This window comes from Chitinophagaceae bacterium (assembly GCA_016710165.1).
GTDB lineage: Bacteria > Bacteroidota > Bacteroidia > Chitinophagales > Chitinophagaceae > Ferruginibacter.
The window spans coordinates 391,282-409,652 of the sequence record JADJLJ010000001.1; the positions used below are offsets into that span (position 1 = coordinate 391,282).

An 18,371-nucleotide genomic window follows, 5' to 3' on the forward strand; every position below is an offset into this window, starting at 1 on the left:
ACTGATCCTTTTTACCGCCACCTCCTGCAGCAAAAACACGGAAGCGGTTCAACCAATGAACACAACGGGTGGTGGGGGAGGAACTGTTTGTTCAGCCACCAAAACAGCGGCAGAGAACATCCAGGTATTCCCGGCAGATAATCCATGGAACCAGGATATATCGGCCTCGCCTGTTGACCCGTACAATACACAGATCATTGCAGCCATATCCACGCCGGCCATAAAAGCAGATTTCGGAAGCGGTCTATGGCAGGGTGCTCCCATTGGTATTCCTTACATAGTGGTATGCGGCAATCAGCCGAAAACGGCCATCCACTTTACGGATTATGGCGATGAAAGTGATCCCGGTCCTTACCCGGTTCCGTTGAATGCGCCCATCGAAGGCAATGGCATCGGAGATGCGCATGTGATCGCCCTGGATGTTCAGAATAAAATGCTGTATGAACTTTTTAATGCGCATGTCAACGGCAATCACTGGGATGCATCATCGGGCGCTGTCTTTGACCTGAATTCAAACCAGATGCGCCCCGAAGGATGGACATCCGCCGATGCAGCAGGCCTTCCCATATTTCCGGGCCTTGTACGCTATGATGAAATTGTAAAAGGAGAGATCGATCATCCCATACGTTTTACACTGGCGGGTAATAATGTAAAACCTGCCTACATCTACCCGGCCCGCCACAAAGTGAACAGTACCGGCGGACAGTACGCCTTGCCATTTGGTGCACGAATAAGATTGAAAGCAGGTTTTGACATCAGCGGGTATTCGGCCACCAACCAGGTCATCCTGCGTGCCATGAAAAAATACGGGCTTATCCTTGCCGACATTGGCAGTAACCTCTACATAAGCGGCGCCCCCGACGAAAGATGGAATAACGATGACCTGCGCAGGCTTGGCCAGGTACATGGAAGTGACTTTGAAGTGGTGAAGTTCAATAATTGAGCTTGCAGGTTGTGCCTTAATAAAGTATATTTAACAGGTAAAAACCTCCCATGAAAAAGCAATACATACTGATGCTGTCAGCCATCTTTTTTGTTTCCGGTGCAAATGCACAGAATATAAAAAGCCAGGTGAAAGATACCGGGAATACATACCGTGCCAATGACCGTCTCAGGAATGCAGGGCCTGTGAATGGCAACAAACCCGATTCAGTAAAAAAAATAAAAAGTAAAGCCATGCCGCCCCGCAGCAAATCTTCCGGCGGCAGGTAACCCTTTCTTGACCGCCGCTGGGCGGAATGCTTCCGGGTTCTTATTTCCTTTGAAGACCCCACCTTTTATACCAGGGAACAACAATGCCTTACAAACGGGCCGGTAATACCCACAGCTGTCCGGAAGATTTTATAGTTAGTGAAAGAAAAATACCTTATTTTGAAAAGAAAAAAATATGAAATCAATAGAAGAACTCCAATCCGGTAATTCTACTTTTTCAATCAGCGATGCCCTTTCAGAAGGATGGGCCCTGATCTCCAAACACCTGGGATACTATATCCTGGGAGGGATACTGGCCGTTTTCATCGGCATGGCTGCCGGCATCATCCCCTTTGTAGGAAGCCTGGCCAATAATCTGATCCTGAGTCCCTGCTTTATGGCGGGCGGCATTTACATAACCTGGCGTATCTCCAGGGGCATTCCCTGGACAGATTTTGGAGAAATGTTCAAAGGATTCAATTACCTGGCACAGGTCATGGTAAGTTCCCTGATCGAAACAGCGGTGATGGTCTTCCTCCTGCTGATGTTCTTCTTTAATCTCATACCACAGATCATGGACCTCATCTCATTGTCGCAAGGCCAGGGTATTTACAGAAACCAGGCCGAGATCGAATCGCTGGTAAGGGGGATGTTCCTGAATGCGAGGGTCATCATTATGTTTTTGCTGTTCATGGTTGCTGCCTTGCTCATATCTGTGATCTGGGCATTTAAATTACACTTCATCGTTATCTACAAAATGGAAGCCTGGCCTGCCATGGAACTTTCCCGGAAAGTAAGTACAAGGAACCTGCTGCCATTGATCGGGTTATTCATTTTGCTGGGCATCATCATACTGATCAGCGCCCTGCCATGCGGAATAGGATTGTTATTCAGTCTGCCCCTGTCGATCGGCGCCGTTTACAGCGCCTTTGCACAGATCACGCAGTGCAATCAGCCCGACGAGATCGAATTGGATTATACAGGTGAAAGAACCGTATAAGAGTTACAAGCCATCGCCTGAAAATTACATGCGTCCTTTATCCGAATAAAGTAAACGCATTTTCTAACTTTAAAAGAAAACGAATATGGATCAGCGTATCATTAATCTCTACGACGATTATACCCATATCCCTTTAACAAGAAGTGAATTCATCAGCCGCCTGGTCCTATTAACAGGCAGCCTTACCGCAGCCATGTCGGTGCTTCCCATGATTGAAGTGAATGCCGCCGGCATGAAGGTCACCAGTGACGAAGACCTGTTTACGGAAAGGATCAGTTATCCGGGCGTGCCACAGAACATGCAGGCCTATGTGGCCCGGCCAAAAGCAGAAAATAAATATCCGGCAGTGATCGTGATCCATGAGAACAGGGGCTTGAATGCACACATTGAAGATGTGGCCCGCCGTGCTGCCCGGGAAGGTTTTTTGGCCATTGCACCCAATGCCTTATCAGCCATCGGCGCTGCTCCTGCCAACGAGGATGAGGCCCGCCAAAAATTCCAGGAGCTGAAGGCAGAGAATAACCTGCAGAATTTCATCAATGTGTATGATTACCTGGGTACCCGTAAAGATTATAATGGCAGTGCCGGCTGTGTAGGATTTTGCTGGGGCGGCGCCATGAGTAATAACCTTGCTGTAAAATTACCGGGTCTGAAGGCGGCGGTTGCTTTTTATGGAAGGCAGGCGGCGGCTGAAGATGTGGTCAATATAAAAGCGGCTGTACAACTTCATTATGCAAGCCTTGATGAAAGGGTGAATGCGGGCATTGCTGCTTATGAAGAAGCGCTGAAGAAGAATAATACCCGCTACGAATTGTACATGTACGAAGGGGCCAACCATGCATTTCACAACGACACGGCGCCCACCCGCTACAATGAAGCCGCAGCAAAACTTGCCTGGCAACGGACCATAGCGTTCTTCAAAAAGCACCTCGGGTAAACAACCGTTTTTCCTGATCATTTAATATTTTGAAACATGTCTTCCTCCAGCAGAAGAAATTTCTTGAAACTATCCGGGCTTTCCGTCCTTCCGGCCCTGGTACCTGCCGGGGATCTGTTTGCCAGGGAAAGGATCACCAGCCAGCCTGTATGGGATGAACCGGTAGTTAAATTTTTTGGCGACGGGGAAATGTTTGAACCGGCTGCTTACATCGATATACTGAAACAGGTAAATACCAATGCAGCCATTGTTCGGGACCGGTACGGAACGGATGGGGCAGTGGCGGCATTGGAAAAGAAATTTGAAGAGATCACCGGGAAAGAGAAAGCCATCTTCATGCCCACGGGCACCATGGCTAACCAACTGGCCCTCTCGGTGCTGAGCGGTGAAAACACCAAAGTGTTTGTCCAGGACCTCAGCCATGTATACCGTGATGAAGCCGATGCCGCACAATCTGTTTTTCAAAAAAGACTGATGCCCCTGGCCAAAGAGGAAACCTGCTTTACCGCAGATGAATTGAAGCGGGCTGTTGAATCACTGGGTGAACAGGAAGTTTTTAGATCAGGTATCGGTGCTGTATGCATCGAAAACCCCGTACGCCGTGCCGAAGGGAGAATGGTATCGCTGGAAGAAATAAAAAAGATCAGCGAATACTGCCGTGCCAATAATATCCGGCTGCACCTGGATGGCGCAAGGATATATATGGCGGCTGCCTGGTCGGGTGTAAGTATAAAAGAATATGCATCTTATTTTGATACGGTCTATATTTCCCTGTACAAATACCTGGGCGCTGCAGCAGGGGCTGTACTTTGCGGGGATAAGAACGTAATTGAAAAAATGCCGCATCTTATCAAGATCCACGGCGGAAGCATGTACAGCAACTGGACCAATGCCGCCATGGCGCTGCACCGGCTGGAAGGCTTTGAAAAAAGATTGCAAAATGCAGTTGCAAAAGCTTCGGAGTTATTTACTGCACTGAATAAGATACCCGGCATTACTGTTTCTGCCTTGAATGCCGGCACCAATATATACCAGCTTCAATTGGGTAAAGAAGTGGAGGGTAAAAAAATGGTGACCACATTGCGTAACACATACAATATCCGGATGCCGTTCCCCGACAGCAAAAATAAAATAATGATCACCGTGAATGAGACCCTGCTCTACCGGGATAATGATCTCCTTGCAGAAGGATTTAAAAAAGCCGTTGCCTCATAGATTTCACACTGTTTGGCTTAACTTTATATTTAAATGGAAATATATGAAATCCCTTTTCAGCTTATTGCTTTTTAACCTGGTTGGATTCGCTGCTTTCAGTCAATCAGCCGCAGTGAAAAAAACAGTTCCCGATCCCGATAAAAAGGTCCAGACCGTGGAAGCCTCCTGTGGTAAATGCAAATTCGGACTGCCGGGCAATACCTGTGACCTGGCCGTTCGGATCGACGGCAAGGCATATTACGTGGATGGTGCTGCCATTGATGACTTTGGTGATGCACATGCGCATGATGGTTTTTGTAATTCTATACGGAAAGCCGAAGTGCAGGGAGACCTGGCGGATAACCGGTTCAACGTAAGTTATTTCAAACTTCTGCCGGAGCAAAAAAAGAAAAAAGCCAAAAAGCAGCAGGACTGATCAGTCTGGCTGTGATCCGTCTTTCATAATATACACTGATTGCACAGGCAAAGGCATTTTAATGCCTTCCCGCCGGAAGCGGTGCTGCAATTTTTTTATGAATTCGTGCCGCACACGGAATTTGAATGAATATTCGGATACCCGTAGAATGGCCCGGACGTTCACCCGGTTGTCTCCCACGGCAAAAAAGCGTATCACCGGCTCAAAATCCTTCAGGCCGCCTTCTGTTTCTTTTAAGGTATCACTGATGACTTCCCGGGTGATCCCTTCCACCAGGTCAAGATCATTTTCATAGCTTACCCCAAACTCCACCGAAAAAGAAAGTTCCCTGTCGGGTAAATAAAAATTGGTAACGATCATATCGGCCAGTTTCGAATTCGGAACGATGACAATATGGTCCGCTTCGCCGCGGATGGTGGTGCTGCGCCAGGTGATGTCTTCAATAAAACCTTCTTCACCGGATGCCAGTTTTACAAAATCACCGGGATTGAGCTTGCCCGAGGCGATCATCTGAAGCCCGGCAAATAAATTGGAAAGCGTGGGCTGTAAGGCAAGTGCTACGGCCAGTCCGCCCACCCCCAATGCAGTGAGCATGGGCGTGATGGAAATGCCCTGTGATTGCAGTATGATCAACAGCCCGATGACGTAAATAATGATGCGGACGATATTGCCAATAATAGAGGAAGAAGGAATAATAGTATCCGAATGGGAAGATTTTATCCGTATCATTCCCGAAATGACCTTGGCAGTGATCAACGTAAATGAGAAAATGAAAAAGATAAGCAGCCCGTTGAATATCCGGTCGTGGTATTGCGCTTCCATCTCAATACGCCGCAGGCCTGAATAAAGGCCCAGGGCCACAAACCAGGGGATGACCCAGTTGCGGATGGTATTAATGATCAGGTCATCCGATTTAATAGAGGTTTTTGATGCCAGCCTTGCAACCAGGGGCATCACCAGCTTGTAAATGACAAAACCGGCTGCCAAACCGCCAAGTATATACATGGATAATTCCAGGATCTCTTTCTCAGTCATGCACCGGGATGTTTAAAACCGTTACACAAATCTAACTCATAACGGATTCTTTTTACCATGGGTAAACCTCTTTTTAAAAAATAACGCTCCGTGTCAATAAATGCCTATTTTGGTATCCAAAATTCAAAAAAATATGGTTGCCAGGAGACTTATTTACCTTTTGTTGCTGCTCTGCTTTGCAGTGAACCCATCTACTGCACAAAAAATACCAACACCCAAAGAACATTTTGGTTTCAACATAGGGGATAACTACCAGCTGGCAACGTTTACCCAAACAGAAGCTTATTTTAAAAAACTGGCGCCGCTTCCGGCCGTGCAAAATATACGGTGATCGGTAAGACCGAAGAAGGGCGGGACCAGTTCATGCTGATCGTTACGTCGCCCCAAAACCTGAATAAACTGGAGCAGTACAAACAGATCGCACAAAAAATGGGCAATGCCGATGTAAGCATGGAAGAGGCAAAACAAATGGCCAAAGAAGGCAAAGCGGTTGTCTGGATCGATGGGGGACTGCATGCCACCGAAACGGTAGGCATACACCAGCTCATTGAAACGGCATACCAGTTGCTGAGCAGGAATGATGAAGAGACCATGCGCATACTGGATGATGTGATCATACTGATGACGCATGCCAACCCCGACGGACAGGAACTGGTAAGCAATTGGTACATGCGTGACAGCGTGCCTGCGAAACGAAGTATGGCAAACCTGCCCAGGCTGTATGAAAAGTATGCCGGGCATGATAATAACCGGGATTTTTATAAACTCAACCTGAAGGAATCACAAAACATTGCCCGGCAGCTATTCGTGGAATGGATCCCGCAAATCATGTATAACCATCACCAGTCGGGGCCGGCAGGTTCTGTTGTGGCCGGGCCGCCATACCGGGACCCTTTCAATTATGTTTTTGACCCGTTGATCATCACCGGGCTTGATGCAGTAGGTGCTGCCATGCAAAACCGCCTGAATGCTGAAGCCAAACCGGGTTTCACCAGCAAGGCAGGGTCTGTTTTTTCAACCTGGTATAATGGGGGCTTACGTACCACCACCTATTTCCATAACATGATCGGCCTGTTGACAGAGATCATTGGCAACCCCGCCCCGTCAGAGATCCCGCTTGTTACCGGCAGGCTGATCCCAAATGCGGCAACGCCCAACCCGGTCACCCCACAGAAATGGCTGTTCCGCCAGTCAATCGATTATTCTGTTTCGCTGAACTATGCCGTATTGAATTATGCTTCCCGTAACCGCGATGACCTGTTATACAACATATACCGGATGGGAAGGAATTCCATCGAAAAAGGGAATAAAGATACCTGGTCCTTATCACCATCGAGGATAGAAGAGATGAACAGGCTGTACCAGGATTCACTTAAACGGGCGAACCGTACCGCTACCGGGACTGTGCCGGTCAGGTTCTATGATTCCGTAATGAAAAATCCTGCTTTTAAAGATGCAAGGGGGTATATCATACCGGCTGATCAACCCGATCTTGCCACGGCAGTTGAATTTCTGAATGCACTCATTAAAACAGGTGTGGTTGTGCAAAAAGCAACAACTGATTTTATGGTTGCCGGGAAAAAGTATCCGGCTGGTTCATACATCATCAAGACAAACCAGGCTTTCCGGCCGCATATCCTGGATATGTTCGAACCGCAGGACCATCCGAATGACTTTCAATATCCCGGCGGACCACCCGTGCCCCCGTACGATGCAGCCGGTTGGACCCTGGCTTACCAGATGGGTGTGCAGTTTGACAGGGTGATGGAAGGATTTGACGGGCCGTTTGAATCAAACCCAAGAGGAGCCTTACTTGCATTGAGTGGTTCGGTTGTATCATCTGCCGGAGGGCATTTGCTGGATGCCCGGGCCAATCAGTCTTTTAAGGCGGTGAATATTTTATTGAACAACGGTGTGGAAGTATACCGCATTTCCGGTAACACAGAAAATAACATGGGTTCATTTTACATTCCTCCGGGGAGCAGATCAAGATCTGTCATTGATAAAATTGCCCGGGAGAACAGTGTGCATTTTTCAGCCGTTTCAAAAAAACCTTCTTCATTGATAAAAATCAAAAGGGCAAGGATCGCTTTATGGGATACATACGGGGGTTCCATGCCCTCCGGATGGGTTCGCTGGATGATGGAACAGTTCAATTACAGCTTTGACGTCATTTACCCCAAAGGGATCGATAGCGGTAACCTAAGATCGGGATACGATGTTATCATTTTTGTTGGAGGAGCCATTCCGGGTACCGGCAGCCGGGGTTTTGCAATGGGAGGAAGGGGAACAGCTGACAGCATGATCCCCCCGCAATTCAGGGCAATGACGGGACGTATCACCGTAGAAAGATCCATTCCCCAATTAAAGAGTTTCATGGAACAGGGAGGTTCTGTTATTACCATCGGGAGCAGTACCCAGTTGGCTTACCATCTTAAGTTACCGGTCACCGATGCCATGGTGGAGGTAGAAAACGGTGCCGAGAGGTCGTTGACCAGGGAAAAATATTTTACGCCCGGAAGTATTTTGAAAGTAACCACAGATAACCAGCAGATGACCGCGGCAGGAATGGCAAAAGAAACAGATGTTTATTTTGACAACAGCCCGGTATTTCGCCTTAATCCCGATGCGGTCAGCAGCGGAACCATAAGACCGCTTGCCTGGTTTACCGCCGATAAACCACTTAGAAGCGGCTGGGCATGGGGACAGGCTTATTTAAAGAACGGGATCGTGGCTTTTGAAGCGAATATCGGAAAAGGGAAACTGTATGCTTTTGGGCCGGAAATCACTTTCCGGGCGCAATCGTACGGCACATTTAAATTCCTTTTTAACCAGTTGTATAATTATCAATAGTGGGGATTGCAGAAAGCAGACAGGCCAATTTTTTATTCCAAAATTTGAATTATTGGATTATAAATTGTAAACTTATATCCTAAAACCCCAAAAAATGAGTAAAAACACCAAAATTTTCCTGCCATTAATGATTGTGGCCTTTTTATTTGTGTCCCTTGTTGTGACCAGTTGCAATAACAGCGGCGACAAAAAAGATGAGGCCCCTAAAGATTCTGTCAGCACTGAAAAACAAATGGAAGCTGCACCTGCTGCTCCTGCCGTGCCTGATACAACAAAAAGGGATACTGCTGCAACAAGGCCCACGCCGGGTGGTGCATAGTGGCAGGATGACAGCCGGCCTTAATTCAAAGGCTCCTTTACTTTTAATTTAAACTTTCGCAATTTAATTGACCCATCCCGATGGGTCAATTTTTCTATAAGCCATTGTTCAAAACGGTGATGAGCCGGTATCAGTACGGCAGCGATGGAAACAAAGATCAGCATTTCATAAACGGGGGTATGATTGGTCAGCGTGGCAACCGTAGGATGTAATAAGAGGGTGAGGTACTCAAATAATATCAACAGCGATAATATACCCATCACCTTGATAAAACGGGTATGGATCCGGATCCTGCTTAACAGTAAGGTCAGTAAGAAAAAACCCGGAATGAATATCCCGATAAAGAGGTATTGCAATTGCTGCTTTCTTTCCCGCCGGGCGATTTTCTTATTTTCTTCTATTTCCTGCTGGCGCAGTTTTTCGTTACTGGAAATAACCTGCAGCTCCCGGATCTTTGCCTTGCTGTTTATGGAATCGTTGAGTTGCTGTACCATGCTTAAATAAAGATAGGCGCTGTCAATATTCTGTATCCCCTTGTAATGACCGGACAGGAAATCTGCCGCTTCCAGTTGCTTGGGTAAGATGGCCGCTTTTTCTGCGATCTGCAGTGCCTGGGAGGCATAAAAAACCGCCGAATCATTTTTATGCAGCTGCTGTTCGTATAACTCGGCCAGGCCAAGCATGGCTTCGCAAAGCACATCCGTATTGCCGGTCTTTTCCAGGTATGAAATGGCAGTGCGGTAATACAAAAGTGAAAAAGGGGCATTGCCTTGTTTGAAATACGTATGCCCCAGGCCGGTCATCGAATTGCCGGTATAGTCATCATTCTTTAAATTATTGGAAAGGATCAGTGATTTATTGAAGTAGCTGAATGAGGAATCAACATTGTTAAGTTTGTCATACACATCACCCAGGTTCATGTAGATATAATATTTTACTTCCTCGATGTTGTTTTGCCTGATCACCGAATCGGACCGGTAATAATACTTCAACGCCTCGCTGTATTCCTCCTGGTAGCGGTACACAATTCCGATATTCAGCAATGTCATGGCCAGGTTGCGGGGGTTATTCTCTTTTTCTTCCAGCTTAAGCCGGCGCAGGTTCAGTTCCAGTGCTTTGGGATAATTACCCATGATATTAAATGTATAGGCCATGTTGCCCAGCGCCTTGGATTGCCCTTCGTTGTATTTGATATTGGTGGCCAGTACCAGGGCCTGCTGCGATAATAACAAAGCCCGTTCCGGGTCATTCACGTTGATCACACCGGCCAGTTGCCACATGAGTTTCACCTTGCCGGTGTCGGTCTTTTCTGCAGTAAGTAAGTTCTCCAGGCTGTCGGCCTTTTGCTTTTGCGCAGGCAAACAGGCAGGCACAATAAAAAATAAGAGAAGGGCGATGTATTTGTTGATCATTTTCCGGTTCGCTGGTTAAAGATTTTCCTGGCAACTAATTTAGTGGTTATAACTGATTTGGCGTTCTTTTTTTTAGACCCGCAATTAAAACCGGGGTTGTTTCATAATTTTAAGCCAAAACCCGGAAACCCCGGGGCCCGCCCGATCAACTACAAAATAATATGCCGCGTATTCCGTTTTATCAGCATTATTTGAATAGCAGATCCCGGACCTTTTCTTATATTCCACATTACAAAATCAAATCCCCATGATCAAACGTTTCTTAATTGCACTCGGCTTCACGGGCCTTCTTGCATCCGGGTCAAAGTCACAGTCAAATGGCATCCTGCCATTATCGGGACTAAAATATTTCCATGAAGGGATCCTGGCAAAAGAAATTGATGTGAAGGTGGATGGAGCCCGGTTATTAAGCAACCGACTGCCTTTGAACAAGGAAATTGAAGTGGTCGTTTCGCAACCAACAGGCTTTACCGCCGATGCTGTCAAAACAGTTTATGCAGGAGCGGAGTTCATCCTTGTTTCACCAAGGGGAGATATTCTTTTAAGAACACCCAACCTTTTTTTGAACAAAGAAAAAACCGGATTTGGTTCCAAAGACCTTGTTGTCCTGAGCATAAAATTTGCCATCACCCCAGAAATGGCCAGGGCCAATATGAACGGAACGGTAAAACTGAGGTTGTATGACCTGAAAGGTAAAAACCAGCTCAGGCTCGAAATGCCGGCTACATTTGCCAGGCCGGGTGAGGCCCTGCAGGTTTCAAAAGCAACCCGGGCAATTCCTGTAAAAGACGGGGCGGTTGGAATGATAAACGGGCTTAAGGCAAAGAATATGCTGGTATCCGTTGACACAAGCATCCGGGTATCGCCCAAAATGGCTTATACCAGCCTGAACATCTCATCGATAGAAGGTTCCAGCATTCCGGGCATATTCCAGGGAAGAGAGAATTTCTGGGTGTATGATGATAACCTGAATGAAGTGAAAATAACCGATATCCTTTTAAAGCAGGTGAAAGGAGCGATGGAGAACAACAATGTTGATTACACATTAAAGATACCATACCGCTTAAAAAACAATACGGCAAAACTTTACACGGTCCGGTTCCGGTGGGAAAGCCCCGATAAGAAACAATTGATCGATGTGGTGGTGAAGATCTGATGCAGCCTGTTACCTGCAGTTATTCACAAATTCGATGAGTTCCACTAGCGATATCTTCTTTGCGTCCTGGTAATCGTGGTATCTCTCGGCCACCACATCCACGGCACAATCGCAATATTTATAGGCATTGTCTTTGCCAACAACCAATTTGGCCTTATCCGCGCAGGTGGAAACAAATTCCTTTATCTCCCGGTTGAGCCAGTACTTTGCAGCAATCCGGCCCACGGTCTTACAGGAAACCACGATGATCATCGCCATCAAAAAAGCAAACAGTAAAAGGTACCTTCTTTTCATAGACATTATTTGTAAGGCCAGGTTCATTCAGCAGGCACTATTCAATACCTGCTTTGCTGTAAACTTACTTTAAGTTTTTAATATCACCTGTAAATCTACTTAGTAAAAAACCGGTGCGTATCTTTTTTATTCACATTAGGTAACTCTTGGTTCAGTTTTTGTTAAATTTATTCTCATAAAATCCACCACTATGAGAACTATTGCTTACCTGGCTGTTAGTTGCCTCACGCTTTTATTTATTGCGCTGGTATTGGTTGTTGTACTCTTCATCAAGCAATAAATCATTTCCACCCGGTTCGTTGATCCCGGCGCTGGTTTTCTTTGCCGGGTCAGCAGGCTATCCTTTTCAACCTGCGGTTTTCCATGCAAAAGCAGGCTTTTTCGCTTTTGCCGGCCATTACTCCATTTTCCCCCACGGGTTTTGCACAAAATCGTCACATCTTGTGAACCCGCCGGACCAAATTACATAAAAGATAGGTGGCAAAACCCTTTACTGCCATACATTTGCGGAGAGAACAATGTTATTATTTAACCTGCCTAAAATTTATGTGATGTTGAGAAAAACCATTCTTGTTACCTGTCTATTTTTTGTGTACAATATCAGTGTTGGCCAGACAATAAAAAGCCAGGCTACTTTCCGGATGCTGAAAACAGCTACGACCCTGATGGAAGCACAGCAGTTTGAAGCCGCGGAAGAATTCTTTACCAAGGGCCTTCAAAGAGCCAAGGCCAATTACGATGCATACTGCCAGGCATTTGCTTATGAAGGGCTGGGTAACCTGTACAGTAAATTAGACAGGTCCGAAATGGCCATCAGCAATTACCGATCGGCGGTAAGGATATACCGGAGCATGGGACTGACCGTAATTGCCGATGTGGTGGAAAGCCTTCTCAAAAGTCAACAGGGCATTGGGGATATGTATGCCGGCATTGAGATAGGGGCCAAGGGTATTAAATTAAGCGTGATCGAGGTCAAGCTGAGCAAGGACAGGGAATACGATTATACCCTGATCAGCGATACGTCCATCAATACCGATGCGGCGGCACTTTCTTACCAAAGTGAAAAGGAATCCAAGGATGCCATCGCCATTCTCTGGAATATCCTCAGCAGCCGTTATAAGATCCCTTCCGCCAAAGTGCATATTGTGATCAGCAGCGGGCTAAAACAGGAACTGGACAAGTATAACAAAGTGGAGTATTTTGCCAATATCATACGGCCTGTGAACCTTGACCCGGCCATCCGGATCACGTATATCACACCCGAACAGGAATCGCAGTTAAGCCTGCTGGGCATTGTTCCCCAAAAGCGCCGTTTTACCGCTACACAGTTAGACGTGGGCAGTGGCAATACCAAGGGCGGGTATTACAATGAAAATAAGATATTCATACCGGTAACATTTCCCCTGGGTACAAAATCGTTTCAGCGGCTGATCGAATCAAAGACCGAAGGCGACCTGAACAATTACATAAAGACCGCAGAGGATATCTGGAGAGACAGCCTGAAACGGATCGTGATGAATGAATTTTTCATCAAACGGGATGTACGGAACAGGGATATCATGTACATATCCGGCGGAGTGGTGTGGGCCATCGTTTCGCTGATGCATCCGGAAAGCGCCAATTATAATTATACCGAAATAACCAGCCAGGATATCTCTGAATTCAGGCGGCTGCTGTTTACAGACTATGATAACCTGGTAAAACCAGACCTGTCTTTTATGGCCGATCCGGCACAGGCCAGGGTTTCGCAAAAAAATATAACAAGAGTTGTTAATACCTACGATAAGAAGGCTTTACTGGCTGGAACGATCTGGCTGGATGAACTGATAAAAGAAGTAAATGCGGCCAACCCCAATAAGAAACTTATTTATGCCAAATATGCCTATGTAGGTTGGATAAGCGGCTATATCATTAAAAAAGTGACCCAGCAATATACCGGCTTGGTTAACTAAACCGCCTGATTCAGCAATTAGTGGACAAAATTCTACAGGGGATCGGTATCTGCTTCTACTGGTTTTTGGGATTGGGATATTTAGCTTTGTACTGCTTGATATCCAAACCTCTGAATCCGGCCAATATTTGTAAAAACTGGTTTTCCCCGTAAAACGCTTTTTATCAGTTAAAGCCTTCCGATGGAAGGCTTTTTATATCAGGAACAGCTAAGCGGCCTGTTTAGATTTCTCAAAATAAACCCGCTGAAACAGCAATATTTTTTTTCATATTCCGTTTATAGATTAAATCCTAATAATATGAGAAAATCTATACCCAGTATTGCACTAGTGTGCATATCCCTTTTCATGCTTGATTCCTGTGCCATTACCCAGAATTCAGTTGACCAGTCCATGAACGAAACAGAAAGCAGCGGCCCTGTATCCTCTTCCTGTTATGTGATAAAGACCGACGGTTCCACCCAGCTGTATTCAAGTTTAAAACTGGTGACCGGCGTATTGGTCACGCCACACCTGGTGGCTGACAAGAACACCGTAATTAACGCCAAAGATGTCCTGGCATACCATGATGGTAAACGCTATGCGGTATCACAAAAATTACTTTCCACCAAAAAGATCAGCTATGTGGCTGCAGAGACCTTACCTGGATTTGCTGTACGCATCGCCATGGGGAAATTGAATATCTACAGCCGTAAGTACTACAACGGCAACACAACGATCACAGAATATTTCGTACAAAACGGGGATGAAGGACAGATCATTGCATATTCCCCGGCGGTAATGAAAGAACTGGTAAAAGACAATGCAAGGGCATCCGAGTATTACAACAGCAAAGTGAAGGTATCGCCTAAGTCAAAAAAATTAATGGTTACGGCCGATATTTATAACAATCCCCAGTACATATCCAAGAATTAGAAAGGGCAACCTGGTCATACCGGCAATTAATTAAGCACAGCCTGCAGGTTATCGCCTGCAGGTTTTGTATTACTGTGATCTTTCACCACGTTGTACAGGGTATCCCTTTCCACCGGCCTGCGTTTGGCCTGCCTGATCAGCATTACCAGCTCTTCGGTTGTCATGGCGGGATTTTGTTCTTCGCTGCCGGCCATGCTGTAGATCTTAGTTGAGTCGTCAATGGTGCCGTCAATATCATTTACGCCAAAGGACAGGGTGAGTTGTGCATGCTGCCTGCCCAGCATGGGCCAGTAGGCCTTCAGGTGCGGAAAATTATCAAGATAGATACGGGCAATGGCATAGAGCCGCATGTCTTCTGTAACAGAGGATTCGGGTACATGGCTCATGGCATTATCCTGGTTGCGGAATTTCAGCGGGATGAATGTATTGAAGCCACCCGTTTTGTCCTGCAGATCCCGCAGTCTTCGCATATGGTCAACCCGGTGTTCATATTTTTCAATATGGCCATAGAGCATGGTGGCATTGCTGTGCATGCCTAACTGATGTGCTGCTTCATGAATGGCCAGCCAGCCGTTTGCATCTACTTTATCGGCACAGATCTGCTCTCTTATTGCGGGATGAAAAATTTCTGCACCACCACCTGGCAGACTATCCAATCCGGCGTCGTGTAACTGCTTCATTCCTTCTTCAATGCTTAGTTTTGCCTTGCGGAACATATAATCCAGTTCCACAGCCGTAAATGCTTTCACGTGCAGGGCAGGGCGATGCGCTTTTATCTTTTGCATCAGCTCAATAAAATAAGCCATGTTCATCTTTGGATGAACACCGCCCACAATATGCACTTCGGTAATGGGCTTGCCATCGTAGGATCTCACAATGTCAAGCATCTGGTCGATGCTCAGTTCCCAACCATCTTCTTTGTGTGCATACAGGCGGGAATACGAGCAGAAATTGCAACTGAACACACAGACATTGGTGGGTTCAATATGAAAGTTGCGGTTGAAATAAGTTATATCCCCATGCTTTTGTTCCCGGATATGATTCGCCAGCGCACCCACAAAAGCCAGGCTCCCTTTTTCGAAAAGCAGTATGCACTCATCGTCGGTAATCCGTTCACTGTTCTTTACTTTCCCGGCAATGGTCTTGAGCCCGGGTTCGGAAACGGTATCGGTCAGAATATCAAGGGAAGAGGACATCGTAAAAATTTTTACAAAATTACGATGATATGGATTCCCCCCGTTGTTTTTTTGGGAATAATCCCGCTTAAAAAGCCGGGGTTATTCTGGTTGAAGAATAAATGGCTATCTTCCCGAAATGTTCAACAACTAACCGAACTGAACAGTGAAAGCCAGGTTTTTCATCAGCATTCTTCTTCTCACGATCGCTGTGGCTGCAGCCGGGCAGCCGTATAAGTACATTTATTATATGGACGCCAACCTCAACTTTGCTGAAAAAGGGAAAGCAAATGTTATTGGCAAGGCATATGAAAAAGACGGACACCTCGTACTAGATTGTTTTGCAAAAACCACCGAACAAAAATTCCTGTCAGCAACTTTTAAAGACTCCACCCTGGGTGAACTGGATGGTTTATTCCGTACGTTTCACATCAACACGGTACTGGAATCAGAAGGCAGTTATATAAATAATGAGATGAACGGGGTATGGCGATACTGGGATAACCGGGGTTTCCTGACCGACTCCGTAATATACAGCCAGGGCATCCGGGTAGCGTATGCAAAATATGATTACTATTTTGGCAGGTTCACCTTAGGGCAATACTTTGGCACCGATAACATGAAGAATGCATTCCATCTTCTCAGGTATTCTTTTACAGACAGCCTGAATAATACCTTCTCAGAAAAGGAAATTTCATTTATTGATGGCAAACCGAGGCTGAATTTTGAAGCAGATTTTATTGGTAACCGGGGAGTATTGAAGGACTATGACAGTACCGGGGCTTTTAAAACAGACTCCGTATTCGATCGTATACTGAAGGAGGCAAGCTTTCCGGGAGGAGATGACGAATGGCGCTACTTCCTGTTTAAAAATCTGAATTCTTCGGTACCTGCAGACAGCAATGCACCCGACGGAAAATACACGGTCATAATTAAATTCATTGTAGATACGGATGGAACGCTTTATGATATCATTGCCGAAAATGACCCGGGGTACGGAACAGCCAAAGAAGCGCTCCGGGTCATACAAAAGTCACCGAAGTGGAAACCCGCTATTAAATACGGCCGTTATTTCCGGGCTTACCGAAGGCAGCCGATCACATTTTTTATAGAGTCCGGCGGAAGATAAATACCATTGGATGCAACCGATTAATAACTAATTTCAGTACTTAAAACCAAAACCGGGTAACTTATGAATATCAAGTTTCGTCTTACGCTGATGAGTTTTATGCAGTTCTTTGTCTGGGGGCATGGCTGATTACAATCGGGACCTATTGTCTGAATGCCAAACACTGGACATTCCCCCAGTTCGGAGCTATTTTCTCTACCCTTGCCGTTGCTTCACTTTTCATGCCAGCACTAACAGGAATAATTGCTGATAAATGGCTCAATGCAGAAAGGCTCTATGGGATATTGCATATTTTGTATGGGATCGTGTTGTTTTATGTCCCAGAAGTAAATGACCCCGATACTTTGTATTATGTAATTTTAGTTGCAATGATATGCTACATGCCCACCATATCATTATCCAATTCGATTGCGTATACAATTTTAAAGAACAATAAATACGATGTTGTAAAAGTTTTTCCTCCCATACGGGTTTGGGGAACCATTGGTTTTATTGCGGCGATGTGGATCACCAACCTTACCGGGAGTAAGGCCAATGCCAACCAGTTCATTATTGGGGAATTGGCGCTATTGTATTGGGTATTTTCTCCTTTACCCTTCCCAAATGCCCGCCACAAAAAACAATTGCAAAAGACGCTTCCCTTATTGAGCAACTGGGATTAAATGCATTCAAATTGTTCGCCAAATATAAAATGGCTTTGTTCTTTATTTTTTCTATGTTTCTGGGTGCTGCGCTGCAACTGACTAATATGTACGGTGACTCTTTTATAAATGACTTTAGCCTTATACCCAAATATGCCGATTCCATCGTGGTAAAGTACTCCACAATAATTTTATCAATCTCCCAAATATCAGAAACGGTATTTATTCTTACGATTCCATTCTTCCTCAGAAAATTCGGCATCAAAAAAGTTATGCTGTTTTCTATGCTTGCGTGGGTACTGCGGTTTGGTCTGCTTGGCTATGGCAACCCCGCTGAAGGGTTATGGATGATCATTCTTTCCTGTATTGTTTACGGGATGGCTTTTGATTTCTTCAATATTTCAGGCTCCTTATTTGTGGAGACAACTACCGATCCGAAAATAAGATCCAGCGCTCAAGGCTTATTTATGATGATGACCAATGGGGTAGGAGCATGGCTGGGAAGTAAAATAAGTGGGTATATTATTGGTAAATATTTCGTCTCCCCAACGGTTTGAACGACTGGCAGGGCATCTGGATCACATTTGCCATTTATGCCCTGGTGGTTCCATATTATTCTCCATACTGTTCAAACACAAACACGACCCCAAAGCATTGGAAAGCGTACAGCACTGATCCCGATAGCTATCGGGACAACTCAACTATTGCTGTATTAAAAATCCCCCGCTGAAAACG

At 45.7% G+C, this 18,371-nt stretch carries 15 protein-coding genes and 2 pseudogenes; 13 read left to right on the forward strand and 4 right to left on the reverse strand.

Features of this window, described 5'->3' with window-relative positions:
- The first annotated feature begins 118 nt into the window (after positions 1-118).
- From IPJ02_01765 to IPJ02_01790, 6 genes are all read left to right on the forward strand, one after another.
- Entirely contained in the window at positions 119-943 is an 825-nt protein-coding gene (locus tag IPJ02_01765; protein ID MBK7374330.1) for a hypothetical protein, read from the forward strand.
- Positions 944-993: 50 nt separating this feature from the next.
- Positions 994-1,212 carry a hypothetical protein gene (locus tag IPJ02_01770; GenBank protein MBK7374331.1) on the forward strand — a complete coding sequence of 73 codons (219 nt, stop codon included), beginning with the start codon at positions 994-996 and terminating at the stop codon, positions 1,210-1,212.
- Positions 1,213-1,387: 175 nt separating this feature from the next.
- Positions 1,388-2,191: a hypothetical protein gene (locus IPJ02_01775; protein MBK7374332.1), complete on the forward strand. Its 804-nt coding sequence runs from the start codon at positions 1,388-1,390 to the stop codon at positions 2,189-2,191.
- A gap of 85 nt (positions 2,192-2,276) precedes the next feature.
- Positions 2,277-3,128, forward strand: coding sequence for a dienelactone hydrolase family protein (locus IPJ02_01780; GenBank protein ID MBK7374333.1), 852 nt, complete (start codon positions 2,277-2,279; stop codon positions 3,126-3,128).
- A 36-nt stretch (positions 3,129-3,164) separates the two neighbouring features.
- Positions 3,165-4,343 (forward strand): aminotransferase class I/II-fold pyridoxal phosphate-dependent enzyme, encoded by a 1,179-nt coding sequence (locus tag IPJ02_01785; protein ID MBK7374334.1) that lies wholly within the window; start codon positions 3,165-3,167, stop codon positions 4,341-4,343.
- A 43-nt stretch (positions 4,344-4,386) separates the two neighbouring features.
- Positions 4,387-4,758, forward strand: a complete 372-nt coding sequence (locus IPJ02_01790) for a hypothetical protein (GenBank protein ID MBK7374335.1) — start codon at positions 4,387-4,389, stop codon at positions 4,756-4,758.
- Here the strand turns inward: IPJ02_01790 and IPJ02_01795 are convergent, their stop codons facing one another.
- The gene (locus IPJ02_01795; GenBank protein MBK7374336.1) at positions 4,759-5,793 is read right to left on the reverse strand and encodes a mechanosensitive ion channel family protein; all 1,035 of its coding nucleotides are present in this window, start codon (positions 5,791-5,793) and stop codon (positions 4,759-4,761) included.
- A 133-nt stretch (positions 5,794-5,926) separates the two neighbouring features.
- On the opposite strand from IPJ02_01795, the pseudogene IPJ02_01800 reads away from it, so the two are divergent.
- Both IPJ02_01800 and IPJ02_01805 read left to right on the forward strand, forming a co-directional pair.
- Positions 5,927-8,646, forward strand: a pseudogene (locus IPJ02_01800) (peptidase).
- A gap of 94 nt (positions 8,647-8,740) precedes the next feature.
- Entirely contained in the window at positions 8,741-8,965 is a 225-nt protein-coding gene (locus IPJ02_01805) for a hypothetical protein (GenBank protein MBK7374337.1), read from the forward strand.
- A gap of 20 nt (positions 8,966-8,985) precedes the next feature.
- Here the strand turns inward: IPJ02_01805 and IPJ02_01810 are convergent, their stop codons facing one another.
- The gene (locus IPJ02_01810) at positions 8,986-10,377 is read right to left on the reverse strand and encodes a tetratricopeptide repeat protein (protein ID MBK7374338.1); all 1,392 of its coding nucleotides are present in this window, start codon (positions 10,375-10,377) and stop codon (positions 8,986-8,988) included.
- Positions 10,378-10,624: 247 nt separating this feature from the next.
- Between IPJ02_01810 and IPJ02_01815 the strand changes: the two genes are divergently transcribed.
- On the forward strand, positions 10,625-11,533 hold the full coding sequence (locus tag IPJ02_01815; protein MBK7374339.1) for a hypothetical protein: 909 nt from the start codon (positions 10,625-10,627) through the stop codon (positions 11,531-11,533).
- 9 nt (positions 11,534-11,542) lie between these two features.
- Here the strand turns inward: IPJ02_01815 and IPJ02_01820 are convergent, their stop codons facing one another.
- Complete coding sequence (locus tag IPJ02_01820; GenBank protein MBK7374340.1) at positions 11,543-11,827, reverse strand: hypothetical protein; 285 nt, start codon at positions 11,825-11,827, stop codon at positions 11,543-11,545.
- A gap of 551 nt (positions 11,828-12,378) precedes the next feature.
- Here IPJ02_01820 and IPJ02_01825 point away from each other — a divergent pair.
- Entirely contained in the window at positions 12,379-13,779 is a 1,401-nt protein-coding gene (locus tag IPJ02_01825) for a tetratricopeptide repeat protein (GenBank protein ID MBK7374341.1), read from the forward strand.
- Positions 13,780-14,076: 297 nt separating this feature from the next.
- On the forward strand, positions 14,077-14,691 hold the full coding sequence (locus IPJ02_01830; protein MBK7374342.1) for a hypothetical protein: 615 nt from the start codon (positions 14,077-14,079) through the stop codon (positions 14,689-14,691).
- A 26-nt stretch (positions 14,692-14,717) separates the two neighbouring features.
- Here IPJ02_01830 and mqnE read toward each other — a convergent pair whose 3' ends face one another.
- A complete protein-coding gene (mqnE, locus tag IPJ02_01835) occupies positions 14,718-15,887 on the reverse strand; it encodes an aminofutalosine synthase MqnE (GenBank protein MBK7374343.1) in 1,170 nt (389 codons plus the stop codon).
- A gap of 145 nt (positions 15,888-16,032) precedes the next feature.
- Between mqnE and IPJ02_01840 the strand changes: the two genes are divergently transcribed.
- Positions 16,033-16,995: a hypothetical protein gene (locus tag IPJ02_01840; protein MBK7374344.1), complete on the forward strand. Its 963-nt coding sequence runs from the start codon at positions 16,033-16,035 to the stop codon at positions 16,993-16,995.
- A gap of 63 nt (positions 16,996-17,058) precedes the next feature.
- Positions 17,059-18,311 (forward strand): annotated as a pseudogene (locus tag IPJ02_01845) (nucleoside permease).
- Positions 18,312-18,371: the final 60 nt, after the last annotated feature.